This is a genomic window from Bradyrhizobium sp. Unk1, from assembly GCF_059512345.1.
The window spans coordinates 195,660-211,631 of sequence record NZ_JCAMOP010000001.1; the positions used below are offsets into that span (position 1 = coordinate 195,660).

A 15,972-nucleotide genomic window follows, 5' to 3' on the forward strand; every position below is an offset into this window, starting at 1 on the left:
CGCGATGACGATCGCAGAGCATCAGATGACGGACTATCTGGCGGCGACCGCTCACCCTGCTTCCGATGCGGGCACGCGCAGGCTTGCGAGCGCCTTGGGCACCGTCGACCGCTGGCTCGGTGCGGTGGTCGAGACCGCCGCGGCCGGTGTCGTGCTGGTCGAGATCGGCATCATGCTCGCCGGCGTCATCATGCGATACGTCTTCCACAGCCCGCTGATCTGGTCGGACGAACTGGCCTCGATCCTGTTTCTCTGGCTCTCGATGCTGGGCGCGGTGATCGCGCTGCGCCGGGGCGAGCACATGCGCATGACAGGCCTCGTCAGCCATGTCGGCCCGGGCGCGCGCACCTTTCTCGACACGATCGCGGCGGTGGCGCCCCTAGCCCTGCTGGCGCTGATCCTGCATCCCGCCTTCGATTATGCGAGCGAGGAACAGGTCATCGTCACCCCGGCGCTGGAGATCAGCAATGCCTGGCGCGCAGCCGCAATTCCCGTCGGGATGACCCTGATGGCCGTCGTCGCCGCGATCCGGCTCGCGACGCATCACCGCCCCGCGTTGATCGTCGCGGCCCTCATCACCACCGCCGTCCTGATTGCCGCATTCTGGCTTGCCGGACCGCTGCTCGCCCCGCTCGGACGCTACAACCTCATCATTTTCTTCGTCGGCGTGGTCGCAGCCAACGTGTTCGCCGGCGTACCGATCGCATTCTCCTTTGCGCTCGCGACCTTCGGCTATCTGGCGCTGACAACCAGCGTACCGATGATGGTGATGGTCGGCCGTCTCGATGAAGGCATGTCGCACCTGATCCTGCTCGCGGTGCCGCTGTTCATTTTCCTCGGCGCGTTGATCGAAATGACCGGCATGGCGCGGGCCATGATCCAGTTTCTGGCAAGCCTGCTCGGACATGTCAGGGGCGGACTGTCCTACGTGCTGATCGGGGCCATGTATCTGGTCTCCGGCATCTCCGGCTCGAAGATCGCCGACATGGCCGCGATCGCGCCCGTGCTGCTGCCGGAAATGCAGCGGCGTGGCGCCAAGCCCGGCGACCTCGTCGCGCTGCTGTCGGCCACCGGCGCGCAGACCGAGACCATACCGCCGAGCATCGTGCTGATCACCATCGGCTCGGTGACCGGCGTCTCGATCGCGGCGCTGTTCACGGGCGGGCTGCTGCCGGCCCTGGTCGTGGGCACCGCGCTCTGCGTGGTGGTGTGGCGGCGCTACCGGCATGAGGATCTGAGCCATGTGCGGCGCGCCTCCAAGCGCGAGATCGCAAAACTCACAATGGTCGCTCTGCCCGCCATCCTGCTGCCCTTCGTGATCCGCACTGCCGTGGTCGAAGGCGTTGCCACTGCCACGGAGGTCTCGACCATCGGCATCGCCTACGCCGTGCTGATGGGCCTTGTGGTCTACCGCCAGTTTCCCTGGCGGCGGCTGAAATCCATGCTGGTCGAGACGGCCTCGCTGACCGGCGCGATCATCTTCATCATCGGCTGCGCCACGGCGATGGCCTGGGGACTGACGCAATCCGGCTTCTCGCAACAGCTGGCGAAGGCGATGGCGGCGATCCCCGGCGGCGCCTACGGCTTCCTCGCGATCTCGATTGTGGCCTTCGTCGTGCTCGGCAGCGTGCTCGAAGGCATTCCGGCCATCGTGCTGTTCGGTCCCCTGCTGTTTCCGATCGCCAAGCAGGCCGGGGTGCATGAAGTGCACTATGCGATGGTCGTGATTCTCGCGATGGGCATCGGCCTGTTCGCGCCGCCGTTCGGCGTCGGCTATTACGGCGCCTGCGCGATCAGCAAGATATCGCCGGACGAAGGCCTCAAGCACATCTGGGGCTATGTCGCAGCCCTCTTCATCGGCCTCGCCATCGTCGCAGCCGTGCCGTGGCTGTCGATCGGCTTCCTCAAATTCTGAAGATCATGGGAATCATGCAATGAGCCGTTTTTTTGGTGAGATCCGGCAAGCCGGCTACGTCGTTGACGACATCGAGAAGGCCATGGATTATTGGAGCCGCGAGCTCGGCATCGGGCCGTGGTTCTATAATCCGCGGGTTCCAATCGTGAACTACCACTATCGCGGCAAGGCCTATGAGCCGCACAATTCGGTGGCGCTGGCCAATTCCGGTCCGCTGCAGATGGAGCTGATCCAGATCCGCAACGATGCGCCGTCGATGTATGCCGACTTCCTGAAAGCCGGACATAAGGGTCTGCAGCACGTCGCCTACTGGACCGAAGACTACGACGCCGATCTCTCCCGTCTCGAAGCCGAGGGTTTCAAGCCGGTCATGAGCGGCGAAGTCGGCGCGCGCGGACGCTTCGTCTATTTCGACACGGAATATCATCCGGGAACGGTGATCGAACTGTCTGAAGTCGCGGGACCAAAGGGCAAGATGTTCGATCTCATCCGCGCAGCCGCCAAAGGCTGGGACGGGCGCGACCCCGTGCGCCCGTTCCCCGATCTTACCAAGCTCTAGATTGTCTGCGCTCCCGTGACGCAAAATCCCGTTCGCATCGAAGCCGACTATCTGATCGAAACGCCTGAAGATCCGCGTCTTGCCGCGGAAACCATGGCGGGCGAGCAGTCGAGCGGCACGTTCGTTGCGGTGCCCGGCGAAACGCCGGAGCTGAAAGCGCGTGCAGCCGCCCGAGTCGAGAGCATCGAGTTGCTTGATGCGATTTCCGCGCCGTCGCTCCCGGTCGCCCGCCCGATCAACCCCGATGGCCCCTGGAATCGCGCGCGGGTGACGTTGTCATGGCCGCTCGACAATATCGGCGCGTCACTGCCCAATCTCGTCACGGCGATCGCCGGCAATCTGTGGGAGTTGCGCCAGCTGACCGGCCTGCGCCTGCTCGACCTGCGCCTGCCGCTCGCGTTTGCCGCCGCCTATCCCGGACCGAAGTTCGGCGTCGCCGGCACGCGCGAGCTGACCGGCGTCAGCGACCGTCCTCTGATCGGCACCATCATCAAGCCGAGCATCGGGCTCAGCCCCACCGAGACGGCCAATCTGGTCGCCACGCTGTGCGCGGCCGGCATCGACTTCATCAAGGACGACGAGCTGCAATCGGACGGCGCCTATTGCCCGTTCAACGAACGCGTGCGCGCCGTGATGCGCGTCGTCAACGACCACGCTGATCGAACCGGCAAGAAGGTCATGATCGCCTTCAACCTCACCGGCGAGATCGACCAGATGCGCCGCCGGCATGATCTGGTGCTCAGCGAGGGCGGCACCTGCGTGATGGCGAGCATCAACTCGGTCGGGCTCGCCGGCATGGTCGAGCTCGGCCGCCACACGCAGCTTCCCGTTCATGCACATCGCAACGGCTGGGGCGCGCTGAACCGTCATCCCGCGCTCGGCTGGGATTATACGGCGTGGCACAAGATCTGGCGGCTGGCCGGCGCCGATCACATGCACGTCAACGGCATCGGCAACAAGTTCAGCGAGACCGATGACAGCGTGGTCGTCTCCGCAAAGGCGGCGCTGACGCCGATGTTCGCGCACAAGCCATGCATCGCGATGCCCGTGTTCTCCTCGGGCCAGACGCCGGCTCAGGCGCTACCTACCTGGCGCGCACTCGGCTCGACAGATCTGATCTTCGCCGCAGGCGGCGGCATTCTCGCCCATCCCGATGGACCGGCCGCCGGCGTTGCCGATTTGCGCGCAGCATGGGACGCCGCGACGGCGAGTCCGCAGCCGTGAGCGGCGCGTCTGCCCTGCCCGACGGTCCACTCGTTGCTTTCTACGGCGATGATTACACCGGCTCGTCCGCGGCGATGGAGGCCCTCACCTTCGCGGGCCTGCCGACAATCCTTTTTCTGGAGACTCCGACGCCCGAGCGTCTCACGTCCGCCAGGCATTACCGCGGCATCGGCATCGCCGGCACGGCGCGCGCGAAGGATCCGGCCTGGATGGAGCAAAACCTTCCGCCGGTTTTCGCGGTGCTCGCAGGGATCGGCGCGCCGATCGCGCACTACAAGGTGTGCTCGACCTTCGACTCCTCGCCGCAGATCGGCTCGATCGGGCGTGCGATCGACCTCGCGGTGCCGCAGCTCGGCGGCGCTTGGCATCCGCTCCTCGTGGGATCGCCGGCGATGGGCCGCTATCAGATGTTCGGCCATTTGTTCGCGGCCGTGAATGGCGTCGGCCATCGTCTCGACCGGCACCCGACCATGTCGCGTCATCCGGTGACGCCGATGGACGAGTCCGATCTCGGCCGGCACCTTGCAAGACAGACGGCACGATCGATCGGACTGATCGACTTCGTCACCATGGTCAATGGCGGCGCGGATCTGGCGCTCATGCGCGCGAGGAGCGCCGGCACCGAGATCATCTCGCTCGACGTGCTCGACCAGGCATCGCTGATCGAAGCCGGCCGCCTGATCTGGGAACATCGCGGCGAGCGGCTCTTCGTCGCCGGTTCGCAAGGTGTCGAGCAGGCCCTGGTCGCCTATTGGCGGTCGGCGGGCCTGATTCCCGACAGCAAACCCGATCTGCGCCTTGCCGGCGTCGAGCGCATCGCCTGCGTCTCCGGCTCCTGCTCACCCGTCACCGCCGCGCAGATCGCGCATGCCGCGGACAACGGCTTCGACGTCGAGCGGCTTGATGCGGCGCGCGCCGTCGACGCGGCTGAATGGACCAGGGAGATAGGCCGCGCCGCTGAACGCGCGCTCACTGCACTCTCGTCGGGACGCGATGCGCTCCTGATCACAGCAAGCGGCCCCGACGATCCCGCCATCGGTGCGCTCAACGCGGCCATCAAGGCGAGCGGCGCAACGGCGAGCGCCGTGAACGAGCGCATCGGCGCGGGGCTCGGCGAGGCGCTGGACTCGATTCTGGAAACCGCGCGGCTCCCTCGCACCGTGGTCGCCGGCGGCGACACGTCCGGCCATGCGCTGCAGGCAATGGGCATTTATGCGCTGACCGCGATCGCCCCTCTCGCGGAAGGCGCGCCACTCAATCGCGCATCATCGGATCGCGCGCATGCGAACATCGAGATCGCGCTCAAGGGCGGACAGGTCGGCGGGATCGATCTGTTCTGCCGGGCCAGAGACGGCGGTTAGCCGTCACCGCAAGGCGATCGCGATCAGACCGATATTGGCCGTGAACTGCTGCTTCAACGGGCCGGCGGGATCAGGGCGCGCAGGATGTCGGGCTTCCAGGCCTGACGGGCGCTGTCAAAGGCCGCGAAATCATGGTCGAACTGCCAATAGGCCCAGGCCCAGCCACGTCTGTCGGCGCTTCGCGCCACGAACGACAGGTATCTCTGGCGGCTCTCGGATGGAGCCCTTTCGTACACCCCGAACTCGCCGAGATAAATCGGGCGCTTCTCTCGCTCCGACCACCGGCTGACCTTGTCGAAATCGGCGGCCGCCTTGGCTTCGTCGTCCGGACTGCCCCAATCCAGCGGCCCGATGCGCGCGAACGTCTCGGACCATGGCGCACCCTGATGCGTGAAGCGTATCGGCGCGTAATAATGAAAGGTGACGACGAGATTCCTGTCGTCGGCGGGGAGAGCCAGATCGTCGATGGGAATCTCGTCTGTGTTGAGAACGGCAGCAATGACCCGCCGCTCGGAGTTGGTGCGGCGGATGATGCCGATACATTCGTTGAGGAGCGAATTCCAGCTGGCGGACGTCATCTGCCCCCCCGGCTCGTTCAAGACCTCGAAGACGAGCCTGGGATATCTTCCGGCATAGCGCTCGGCGATCTGCCGCCAGAATGCCCTGAGCTTCTCGCCGCATTCGGATACATCACGCTGACAGACATGCGTGTCATGTTCGTCGACGATGGGAACGAGGTTCCTGGCGAGGATTTCCTCGATGACGGCATCAAGCCTTCTCAGCACGACCTCATCCAGCACATTCGCGCGATCCATGAACTTGAAGCCGAAGAAATTGATCCTGACGTGCGAGAATCCGGCCTTTCTGATCGCCGTCAAATTGTCCAGACGGAACGGCGCGTTCTGACCGCCCTCCCAGATTCCGTCGTAACCGAGAATGTTGATCCCGCGCCCCAACCTTGCCGCATCACGAGGCGCGACCTGCCCGGCGCCATGGGCGTCGGAGAAGAATGATGCGACGACAAAAGCCGCTGCGGCAAGATTGAAGCTTCTCGACCAGCGAGCGCGGGGGGCGGTCATCTTGCTTCCATTCGGTAAGGGTTAGAAATCGGTCTCCGGCACCGGCCTGCACGTTGCAAGGAGGAAGGCCACCAGGAGCACCGACGTGAACATGGTCGAGCGAAGGAACGTCGTCTCGGTGAAATTGGTCTGAAAGCTGAGGGCGACAAATCCGATGATGAGGGCACAGTGCGCCCGGTGGATCGATCGTGCGGAAATCAAATAGAGAACCTTGTTCGAGAACAGAAGAACGCTCGCGGCGAAAAGCACGTAGCCCAGGAATCCTGTTTCCATCAGAATCGCGATATAGCCGCTATGATAGTTGTCGAGCACCCAACCATGGTTCTGCTCGAAATAATCGTAGATCGACGGGATCGTCCAGAAGCCGTTGATTCCGAAGCCGAGCAGCGGCGCATCGTCGAAATGGCTTATCGCGTAGTGCCAGATGAAGGTCCGCTCGGTGAAATTGACGGTCGCATCGCCGATGTGGATGGCGTCGTAGCCCGTCGCGTAAAAATAGACGATCAGGAGGCCGGCCAGAATGCACATGACGAACGGCAGGATCGCATAGAGCCTCATGCAGCCGACCGACCACATCGACGTCACGAGCAGCGCACAAGCCGCCAGGGCGACAGCACCGGCGCCGCGCGATTCCGACGCGAGGACGCAGGTCGACGCCAGCAGGAACGCGACGAGGAACGCCAGCCACCCCTGCCCCGTCATCTTCCGGTAGCAAGAGAAGAACATCAGATACGCGCCGACAAAGCCCAGCGTCTGCTTCGATTCATAGACGCCCTGCCATTGACCATTGTGCATCCAGCTATGATCTACCCCGATATCGGGCACGGCGAGTGCGCAAAGCGCCGATGCGGCGACCAATATGAAGAGCCCGGAGGACGTCGCCTTCACGACATCGTCGATATCGATCCGCGTGATCATACAGAACGCGCCAAACGTCGTCATTGCAAGAGCGGCGCTCTTCATGATGGCTGCGGCATTCAGAGTGGTCCACAACACGGAGACGACCGCGAACGTGTAGAATGCGAGGAGCGCGATCAGATCGGGGTTGAACGCCAGCTGCAGGCGCGGGCGCACGAACGCGCTTGCGTAGATCAGGACGCTCCACATCAACAGAGCGACCGCCTGTTGCAGATAAGTCAGTCCCGCCGGCAGTATCGCCGTATTGAATGTCCCCATCGACGCGACGACATTGACGGTGATCGATACGCAGATGACGAGCCTGGCGATCTTCTCGACGCCGGCACTGCGCGTCTTCCAGATCGCGCTCGTGAGTGCCTCGGAGGCTCTCTCGGTCTGCAGGATGGCCATGAGGTGACTTTCCCTTAAGCTTGGTTAATTATCTGCTACTGCGGGTTGATCTCCCGAGCCCCGGCACCACGAAATCTCGAAACTTCGGGGGATCGATAACGATACGGCCCCTGCTCGATGCGTTAATGCAAATCGCACCCCGCTGGTGCCTCGGCCGTCACGACCCTGCTATACAGGCGCGGGATCCGGCTCGATCGACTTCTCCGGGTTATCTGGTTTCCGTGGTCACGCATGAATAAGCCGAGCAATACATTCGATATCGCCATCGAGCAGGCGTTCGACTTCCTGTCTCCGGAATACGCGGCGCTGTTCGACAGCTCTGCCGCGACCGCGTTTCAGCATCCGCTCTGGCTGGACAGCCTCTACGCCAGGCTCGCATCCCATGCAGGCGCGACGCCGCTGGTCGTCGTGGTCCGCCGCCGTACGACGGGGGCGCTGGTGATGGTGCTGCCCCTGCTCCGAATCCGCCGCGGCCCGATCCGCACCATCGAATTCGCCGATTTGCGCGTATCCGACTATCTGGCGCCGGTCTGCAGTCCCGAGGTGTTTGCCAGCCTGCTGGAGGACGAAGTGGCCTGCGCGGAGATAAGGCGCCTCGTCCGCCCGTTCGACCTGCTCCGCATGACCAAGCTGCCCGACGGACGGCTTCCGATCGAAAGCCTCCTGGGCGCGCCACGCCGGGTCTCGATGGAGACGAACGCCTACGCGACCGTTCTCGTCGCCCCGTTCGAGCAATGGCGTGCCAGCGCGCTGGATCGCTCCTATCAGAAGGAGCTCGCCAAGAAATATCGCCAGCTCCAGAAGAAGGGAGCATTGAGCTTCTCGTGCTGCGACGACAGCGCCTCGATCTCCGAGGCGATGGACGCGATGAAGCAATATCGTGGTCCGCGCTTTCAGGCCCAGGGCGACGGCGATCTGCTCCAGCGCCCCGAATATTACAGCTTCTATGCCGACGTGGCGGCCCGTGGTCTCGGCTCGTTCGTCCGGCTCTACGCCATGAAGATGGACGGCGGCGTGATCGCCGCCGTGCTCGGACTGTGCCATCGCGGCAGCTTCCTCGTCATCATGAGCGCCTTCGATATCGACGGGTACAAAAGCCAGTCCCTGGGTTCTCTGATGTTCGAGCAAGTGGCGAGGGATTGCATCGAGCGCGGCGATCAGATGCTCGACTTCACGATTGGCGACGAGCCGTACAAGAAATTGTTCGGCGCCCAGCCCTCGCCGATGTGGATGGTCACGCAGGCCGGCAGCACCGCGGGCGCCATCAGCCTGTTCGCGCTGAAGCAGGCTCCCTGGCTCAAACTGGCGGCCAAGCGGCTGTCGGATTTCAGGCTCCCGCCGGCCCGCACCCCGACGCCCACGCGCTAACCGAAGCGCAAGCGAGGGAGCTCAGGCGCGGAGCGCGCCGCGGACGCGTCCGAGCCAGCCCGGGCGCATCTGATCGACACGATGCGTGAGACTGCGCCGCAGGAAGTGAAACCGGCGCCGCACATCCCATTCGATATCGTTGCGGGACGTAAGGGCCTGACGGAAGCGCGCCATTTTCAGCGACCGCTGGTCGGCCGCGAGCTTGTCGGGATCGGAATAGAACTGCGAGATCTTCTCCGTGCCCATGCCGGCGCTTGCGAGCCAGCGCGGCGCGTAATCCGTGCAAAGGCGATCGACGTCCACCAAGAGGCGGGCGACGCCCGTGCCGGCGGCGGGACAATTGGTCTGGAACGCATCGCCGATGAGGACGATTCCGGGCTGGAGGTGTCCCTCCACCACGGTCAGATCCATCACCCAGTTCTGCACCTTGTCGGTCACGTGGAAGTCGCCGAGGTAAGGCCGCAGTCCCGGCAGCAGCCGCAGGACGGTCGCTTCCGGTTCGCGGCGCAGCTCGCGCATGATCGGATCGGTCGGGTCGCGGAACATAAACAGATTGGCCCGCATGCCCGCAGGCGCCGGAAACAGGCTGAGATAGTCGATGCCGTCAGCGGTGCGCTCGCCGTAACAGGTCAGCGCCTCGAAATCGAACGGCGTGCCGTCGCGGCGGGCGATCGTGAAGCCGAACGACACCGAATGGCGCTCGGCCAGCACGCGCCGCTTGATGCCGAGCTTGTAGCCGAGAGCGCCCGCCATGCCTGTGGCGAGCACGACGAGCCGCGCGTCAAGGCGTCGTCCGGACGCAAGCTCGATATGCTGGACATCATCGCCGGGGCTGATTGCGGTGACTTCGTCGACGATCAGATTGGACGGATCAGGCAGCTGGCTGCGCGCCATGGCAACGAGGCCGGCATAGGAAAACCCGTAAGCCTGGCCGATGCTGATATCGACGACCTTGCCTTCCCGGATATTGAGCACCCGGTCATACCGGCAGGCGACGTTCTCGAGCGCATGGAGGAAACCCAGCTTGCGGAACATCTCCAGCTGCTGGCCACCGAGCTTCTCAACCCGGAATTCGTCCGGATGTACCGCGCGCTTGTCGACGAGTGCGACGCGATGCCCCGCCCGCGCAAGCACGGATGCGGCGAGCGATCCCGCAAGGCCGCCACCGACGATCGCGATGTCTGCGACGATGGCCGCAGTCGCAGCTGCATCGCTCGGCTCGGTCACGGGTCTATCCGTCGTCATGGTTCAGGGCTCCACGGTTAACGGTGGTTCCATGTGCAATTCCCTCGCCTGATGTCGTATCGCAGAGCCAAACGCGATCATTTCCGGCGATTGAGGTTAACGGGTCGCAGGATACATCCGTCGCGGCATGCGCCTTGCTCGGAACGACATCGAAGTACTCTGTCTCGTCAGACCAAGCTGCCGAATTCATTCCAGAGAGGCCATTCCAATGCTCGAACCGCCGCAGGCCGGCCGGCTTCGCCCCGCATCGTGCACCGGCATGACATCACGCCGCTTTTCGACCGAGCCGGTGCCTGCTCAATCTGGCACATCAGGGACGCGGCTGTTTCGCCGTGAAGCAGCGGCGCACGACCTTCGTCGACCATGGACGACGGGACCTGAAGACCGGGCATTAACACTCGCAATTTTCCGGCATGCTAGGCTCTCGCCATCCTTGCAACGCCCATCTTCGGGGAACGCTGCGCATCTTCGATGATCGATTCCATTGTTCAATTTCTGCGGCGTGACGTCACGCGCGGTGTCGTCGGGACCATCCTCCTGAAGGTTGGCAGCGGCGCGCTCGCGTTTGCGTTGTTCTCGCTCGCCGCGCGAACGATGACACCCGACGGATTCGGTATCTTTGCGACCTGGCTTTCGGTTGCCCAGATCGCCGCAGTCGTAGGACTGGTCGGTCAGGAAGCGTTGCTGGTGCGGTTCCTGAACGAATATGAGGTCGGCGACAGGCCCGACCTCACCAAGGGCCTCCTGCTCTCCAGCTTCAGGATCTCCGCCGTCGCGATGCTGATCGCGATCGCCGCAGTTGCGTTGGTTGCGCACTTCAGAGGGGATTTGTGGCTGCTGATCCTCGCCGTCTCGGCCTACACCGCCGTGAGTGCCGGATTGATGCTCGGCAGCCAGATCGCGCGCTCGCTGGTCAGCATTATCATGGGCGAAGGCAACCGCGAGTTCTTCTGGCGGGTCATCGTCGTCCTGTTTCTGCTCGCCACGCTGTTCGGGCATCGGCAGCTCGATCCCGCCGAGCTGATCGCCGCAATGACGATCGCGATGTCGGTGGGCCTCGTCGCGCAGATCATTGCGATCGTACGGGTGCTGCCGGATTTGCGCGCGACAACAGCGAGTTCCGAAGCAACGCGCTGGCGATCGAGCGCGCTGCATTTCTGGCTTGCGTCCATCCTTGAAGTCGCGAACCAGTATTTCGACGTCATTCTGGTCTACTGGATGCTGGATCCGGCGACCGCCGGCATCTACTTCGCGGCGTCACGCCTCGCCAATATCTTCGCCATGCTTTCCGCCGCGCTGTACTCGTTCGGCGCGCGCCGGCTTCCTTCGCTGTACTTCAGCAAAAATCACCGGGAATTCGAGCGGACGTTGCAGCTCATGGCGGAAGTGACCGCGCTTTGCGTGGTCGCAGGCCTCGCCCTGATCTGGGTCGGCGGCCCCTATCTCCTCAACCTGTTCGGGCCGCATTTCACCGAGCAGCACTCGGTGCTGATCGTGCTCGCGATCGGAACGGCCATTCAGGCCGCGGGCGGTCCGTCGGCGGCGATCCTGCAGTTGACCGGCCATGAACGCATCTACGTTCCCGTCGTCGCCGCAAATGTCGCATTGAGACTGGGCGGATTCCTCGTCCTGATCCCCTGGCTCGGCGTGCTTGGCGCGGCAATTGCGGCCACCGTGTCGCTGGCGCTCACGACGATCGCACTCAATGTCTTGTGTCGGCGGCGAACCGGGGTCGATCCTTCGGTTCTCGTGCTGTTGCGCTTCTCGGCGTGGCGACGCGGCCGCTATGCGGTTCGCGGCGCCGACTCCGCCGAATAGGCGTCAATCGTACGATCGGCCTGGTTGATCCGCGACGGCGCGCGCAGGTTCCGTTGGTTAACGCGCTCGCTGCGCACCATCCGGGAATCAGCAGAATTCCCGCGAGAACGCGGCAATCGGCGGCTCGCGCATTAACTCCGTTTGTTGCTAGTCGGTGTCTGCCCGATGCCTGCATGATAGGTACGGGGTTAAGAAGGTGAAGATTTCGTTTCTTTAGCGGGTCGGGATCCGTGCTCCACTACCAGCCGAACAATTTGGGCGAGACGACCGCGACAGAACTCGCGCGGCTGAACGGCAGCGAACGAAAGCTGCACGTCCTTCTCGTACAGACCCAGGCCGAGAACGCGGGCGCGCAGGAGATCTCCAGGCTTCTCGGCGCCGGCCTCTCCGCGCGCGGCCATCGCGTCTCCAACCTGTTTTTCTTCCGCAAATCGGATTCGTTCGACGAGCCGCCCGAGACGTTCTATTGCGCATCGCGCCGGCCGGGCAATCCGGTTGCGCTGCTGCGGATGCTGTGGACGCTTGGCGGACATATCAGAGCCACGCGGCCTGACGCCGTCCTGACCTTCCAGCATTTCGGCAACGTCATCGGCGCGGGCGTGACGCGCCTCGTCAGCCGCGCCCCTGTCGTCGCCAATCAGGTTTCATCCGCGCTGTCGATGAGCTGGCCCGTCCGCACGGCCGACATCGTCATGGGCAGCGTCGGCTTCTTCGACCGCATCACGCTGAACTCGAAGGACATGGAGCGCGAGTATTCGCGCTACCCGCAGGCCTACCGGTCGCGCATGGTGCATGTCCCGCACGGCTTCGAGGACAAGGCCCTCATCCTGCCGAAGAGCGCCGCACGACAGAAATTCAACCTGCCGCCGGACCGCGTCCTGCTCGGCTGCGCGGCGAGGCTGCATCCGCACAAGCGGCTCGATGCGGCGATACGCCTGCTGCCGGATGAGCCGTCGTGGCACCTTGCACTCGCCGGCCAGGGCGCCGACGAGGCACGACTGCGGCAGCTCGCGGACGAGCTGAACGTCTCGGACCGACTGCATCTGCTCGGCGAAATAGCGCCACGCCAGATCGCGGATTTTCTCGCCTGTCTCGACATATTCGTGTTTCCGACGCAGGCCGAGACCTTCGGCCTTGCCGCCGTCGAAGCCGCCAACGCCGGCGTTCCCTCGGTTGTCACCGATCTTCCCGTGCTGCGCGAGGTGCTGTCCTTCGAAGGAAAGCCCACTGCCCTCTTTGTCGATGCTTCAGATCAAGCGAAGCTGTCGGCTGCCGTCTCCAGACTTCTGACCGACCAAGCACTGAGCGACGAACTGCAACAAAACGCCAAAGGCCTGAGGCTGCGCTATTCGGTCGATGCGATGGTTGAGGAATACGTTCAAATCCTCAACCAGCTCATCTGAGCCGATGCGTTGGAATAGGTTGGCTCGACATGATCATCGAGTTTCGCTGCGAACGTGACCATGCGCGGCGGTGGATGCACCGCCAGTCGCTGTCGATCGACGGCCGGGACGTTCCGGTTCAAATCGCGTGGACCGCAACGGCGGAGCCACGGCCCGCGGGGCTCAACGCCCTGTTCGGGCTGGAGCGCGTGGTGCTGCACAAGGGCAGGCATAGCGGCGCCGACGAGCTGAAAATCGATCCCGAACGGACGCAGGCTCGCACCGGCACGGCCGACGTGATCGTCGATTTCACGAGCACCGCGCGCGATCCGAACAGCTCGGCCCGGCTGTATCTCCGCCCGTTGTTCAACGGGACTGCGGGCGAAAACGCGGCACTCGCGGCAATTCTCGCCGGCGACCTGCCCGTCATCGAGATCGTCGACGAGGTCGACGGTGCAGTGCTCGACCGCGGCCATCCCTCCGCAGAAATCGCGGCCGGTTTGAGCGGTGGGCTCGAAACGGTCATGGCGCGAACCCTGACCATGGTGGCGGCCATCCTGTCGGGACGGCCGCGTATCGTGCCGCAGCTGGCACGCCCGGCCCAAGCCGGCAACGGCCGGCCGCTGGCGGCCTACGTCGTGCGCGGCCTCGCCGTGTCGATCGCCAAGGAGATCTACCGCCTCTGCTGCTATGCCCCGCATTGGCATGTCGGATGGCGCTTCAATGATGGCGCGGGCGTCTGGCAGACGGGAGATCTCTCCGGGCCTGGCTGGAACGTTCTTGCCGATCCCGGAAACCATTTCTACGCCGATCCCTTCCCCATCACCTGGCAGGGACGAACATTCGTCTACTTCGAAGACCTCGATCACCGGGTTGGAAAAGGCATCATTTCGGCAATCGAATTCGGCGACGCCGGCCCGGTCGGCGAGGTCGTACCCGTGCTGGAGGAGCCCTGGCACCTGTCCTATCCGTTCCTGATCGAGGACGATGGCGAGTTGTGGATGATCCCGGAGAGCTCGCTCCACGGGGACGTCGCGCTCTACAAATGCATTCGGTTTCCGGACAAATGGGAGCGGCACGCCACGCTGCTCTCAGGTCTCGAACTGGCTGATGTGACCATCACGCAGCACAACGGTCTGAACTATTTGTTCGGAGCCTGGCGAGACGGAACCGGCGGCTATTCGGATTCTCTTGCGATCTATTACGCCGAGCACCTGCTCGGCCCCTGGTTGCCCCATGCCAGCAACCCGGTCCTGATCGATCGCGCAAGCGCGCGACCCGCGGGGAATTTCGTCACCATCGATGGCAAATTGTGGCGGCCGGTGCAGGATTGCGCCGACGGATATGGCGCAGCGCTCGGCCTCGCGGAAGTGGTCGAACTGTCTCCGACGACGTTCAAGCAGGTCGTGCGCCACTCCCTCAGACCCGGACCGGCATGGCCCGGTAGAAAGCTGCACACGCTGAACCGCTGCGGCCGGCTCGAGGTGATCGACGGATCGCGTGTTCAACCCAAGACCCGCGCCTTCGCGAGCAAATTTCCATCGGTCGTCTTGTCCCCGCGAACCAGTCCCCACACCGCCTGCTAACGCGTGGCACGACGGACGGCGTGGATCACAACGCCTCCCGTCATCTCGTGTTTCGACCGCTCCCGCGGGAGGCGGCGTTCTACTGAGAACGATCCGAGGTCCAGCCCTTGTACTCGGCGACGTTGTCCCTGGTCACGAGCTTCGAGGGCAGGAGCTCGACGGTCGAGGCCGGCTTCTGGCCGTTGAGAATGCCGACACCCACCTGCACCGCACGCCGCGCCATGAAGAACGGATCCTGCGAAGCGGACGCCTGGACCTGCGGCGCCGCCGGATCCTTCAGCGCGGCCTCGATGTCGGGCGCGCCATCGACCGCGGTGATGACGATGCCGCTGCGGTTTTGCTGGCGCGCCGCGAGATCGGTGCCGATCGCCTGCGGATCGTTGATGGCGAAGATGGCGTCGATCTTGGAAAAGCGCGTCAGATAGCCCTGCGCGATGGTGAGACCGCCTTCACGCGAGCCTTTGCCGTCCTGGTCGCTGGACAATACCTTGATGCCGGGATTCTTCGAGAGAACGTTCTTGCAGCCGACGACGCGGTCGATCACGGCCGAGACCTGCGGCCCGTTCTCGATGATGACGTCGCCCTTGCCCCCTAACTTGTCAACGATGTACTGGCATGAGATTTCGCCGGCCTGCACGTTGTTCGTGGTTATGGTGGCGTCGGCGCCTTCGGCCGCGGTGTCGACCGCGACGACCACGATGCCCGCCGCCTGCGCCTTCTTGATCGCCGGCCCGATCGCCTTGGGATCGCCGGGGTTCAACAGGATCAGGTCGACGCCGGCGGCAATGAAATTGTCGATCTGGGTGACCTGCTTGCCGAGGTCGTATTCGAAGCCGACCGTCGTGATCTTCACATTGGGATTGGTCTTCCTGGCCTCGAACTCGGCGCCCTTCGACAGCGCGACGAAGAACGGGTTGCCCATCGAACCCAGCGAGACGCCGATCGATTTGAGTTCCTTGGCGAAGGATGGCGCTGTGCTTAGGGCAAGCGCCATCGCGGCGCCGGCGAGCGTGATCGTCTTCAACATTGGCTTCCTCCCTGGTCTGTATTCTTATCCGGCACGGCAGACCAGTTGCCGCAACGGAACCTCGCATCACACCATGCGCACTCAGGTGCGCGCCGAACCC

Annotated in this window: 12 protein-coding genes; 8 read left to right on the forward strand and 4 right to left on the reverse strand. The window is 64.0% G+C overall.

From position 1 onward, the window contains the following. Positions 1-4: 4 nt before the first annotated feature. From AC5ZFO_RS00845 to AC5ZFO_RS00860, 4 genes are read left to right on the forward strand one after another with little or no spacing between them, the layout of a single operon-like run. On the forward strand, positions 5-1,915 hold the full coding sequence (locus AC5ZFO_RS00845; RefSeq protein ID WP_404979684.1) for a TRAP transporter large permease: 1,911 nt from the start codon (positions 5-7) through the stop codon (positions 1,913-1,915). A 19-nt stretch (positions 1,916-1,934) separates the two neighbouring features. Beyond that, entirely contained in the window at positions 1,935-2,474 is a 540-nt protein-coding gene (locus AC5ZFO_RS00850) for a VOC family protein (RefSeq protein ID WP_282518555.1), read from the forward strand. 15 nt (positions 2,475-2,489) lie between these two features. Next, positions 2,490-3,698 (forward strand): ribulose-bisphosphate carboxylase large subunit family protein, encoded by a 1,209-nt coding sequence (locus tag AC5ZFO_RS00855; protein ID WP_282518556.1) that lies wholly within the window; start codon positions 2,490-2,492, stop codon positions 3,696-3,698. After that, complete coding sequence (locus tag AC5ZFO_RS00860) at positions 3,665-5,059, forward strand: four-carbon acid sugar kinase family protein (protein ID WP_282518557.1); 1,395 nt, start codon at positions 3,665-3,667, stop codon at positions 5,057-5,059. Before AC5ZFO_RS00855 ends, AC5ZFO_RS00860 begins: the two co-directional genes overlap by 34 nt. 53 nt (positions 5,060-5,112) lie before the next feature. On the opposite strand, the gene AC5ZFO_RS00865 is transcribed toward AC5ZFO_RS00860, so the two are convergent. Next, positions 5,113-6,138, reverse strand: a complete 1,026-nt coding sequence (locus AC5ZFO_RS00865; RefSeq protein ID WP_496121064.1) for a glycoside hydrolase family 5 protein — start codon at positions 6,136-6,138, stop codon at positions 5,113-5,115. Positions 6,139-6,159: 21 nt separating this feature from the next. Next, the gene (locus AC5ZFO_RS00870; RefSeq protein WP_282518559.1) at positions 6,160-7,446 is read right to left on the reverse strand and encodes an O-antigen ligase family protein; all 1,287 of its coding nucleotides are present in this window, start codon (positions 7,444-7,446) and stop codon (positions 6,160-6,162) included. 231 nt (positions 7,447-7,677) lie between these two features. On the opposite strand from AC5ZFO_RS00870, the gene AC5ZFO_RS00875 reads away from it, so the two are divergent. Further along, positions 7,678-8,814, forward strand: a complete 1,137-nt coding sequence (locus AC5ZFO_RS00875; RefSeq protein WP_282518560.1) for a GNAT family N-acetyltransferase — start codon at positions 7,678-7,680, stop codon at positions 8,812-8,814. 21 nt (positions 8,815-8,835) lie between these two features. Here the strand turns inward: AC5ZFO_RS00875 and AC5ZFO_RS00880 are convergent, their stop codons facing one another. After that, positions 8,836-10,059, reverse strand: a complete 1,224-nt coding sequence (locus tag AC5ZFO_RS00880; RefSeq protein WP_282518561.1) for an FAD-dependent oxidoreductase — start codon at positions 10,057-10,059, stop codon at positions 8,836-8,838. Positions 10,060-10,530: 471 nt separating this feature from the next. On the opposite strand from AC5ZFO_RS00880, the gene AC5ZFO_RS00885 reads away from it, so the two are divergent. From AC5ZFO_RS00885 to AC5ZFO_RS00895, 3 genes are all read left to right on the forward strand, one after another. Beyond that, complete coding sequence (locus AC5ZFO_RS00885) at positions 10,531-11,877, forward strand: lipopolysaccharide biosynthesis protein (protein ID WP_282518562.1); 1,347 nt, start codon at positions 10,531-10,533, stop codon at positions 11,875-11,877. 230 nt (positions 11,878-12,107) lie between these two features. Next, positions 12,108-13,280, forward strand: a complete 1,173-nt coding sequence (locus tag AC5ZFO_RS00890) for a glycosyltransferase family 4 protein (RefSeq protein WP_282518563.1) — start codon at positions 12,108-12,110, stop codon at positions 13,278-13,280. A 29-nt stretch (positions 13,281-13,309) separates the two neighbouring features. Next, entirely contained in the window at positions 13,310-14,845 is a 1,536-nt protein-coding gene (locus AC5ZFO_RS00895; protein ID WP_496121068.1) for a glucosamine inositolphosphorylceramide transferase family protein, read from the forward strand. Positions 14,846-14,924: 79 nt separating this feature from the next. On the opposite strand, the gene AC5ZFO_RS00900 is transcribed toward AC5ZFO_RS00895, so the two are convergent. Continuing rightward, a complete protein-coding gene (locus tag AC5ZFO_RS00900) occupies positions 14,925-15,872 on the reverse strand; it encodes an ABC transporter substrate-binding protein (RefSeq protein WP_282518565.1) in 948 nt (315 codons plus the stop codon). Positions 15,873-15,972 lie beyond the last annotated feature (100 nt).

Bases quoted from the DNA above. Each gene is read 5' to 3' on its own strand.
- AC5ZFO_RS00845 (WP_404979684.1), top strand. From the start codon at position 5: ATGACGATCGCAGAGCATCAGATGACGGACTATCTGGCGGCGACCGCT.
- AC5ZFO_RS00850 (WP_282518555.1), top strand. From the start codon at position 1,935: ATGAGCCGTTTTTTTGGTGAGATCCGGCAAGCCGGCTACGTCGTTGAC.
- AC5ZFO_RS00860 (WP_282518557.1), top strand. From the start codon at position 3,665: ATGGGACGCCGCGACGGCGAGTCCGCAGCCGTGAGCGGCGCGTCTGCC.
- AC5ZFO_RS00865 (WP_496121064.1), bottom strand. From the start codon at position 6,138: ATGACCGCCCCCCGCGCTCGCTGGTCGAGAAGCTTCAATCTTGCCGCA.
- AC5ZFO_RS00870 (WP_282518559.1), bottom strand. From the start codon at position 7,446: ATGGCCATCCTGCAGACCGAGAGAGCCTCCGAGGCACTCACGAGCGCG.
- AC5ZFO_RS00875 (WP_282518560.1), top strand. From the start codon at position 7,678: ATGAATAAGCCGAGCAATACATTCGATATCGCCATCGAGCAGGCGTTC.
- AC5ZFO_RS00880 (WP_282518561.1), bottom strand. From the start codon at position 10,059: ATGACGACGGATAGACCCGTGACCGAGCCGAGCGATGCAGCTGCGACT.
- AC5ZFO_RS00885 (WP_282518562.1), top strand. From the start codon at position 10,531: ATGATCGATTCCATTGTTCAATTTCTGCGGCGTGACGTCACGCGCGGT.
- AC5ZFO_RS00895 (WP_496121068.1), top strand. From the start codon at position 13,310: ATGATCATCGAGTTTCGCTGCGAACGTGACCATGCGCGGCGGTGGATG.
- AC5ZFO_RS00900 (WP_282518565.1), bottom strand. From the start codon at position 15,872: ATGTTGAAGACGATCACGCTCGCCGGCGCCGCGATGGCGCTTGCCCTA.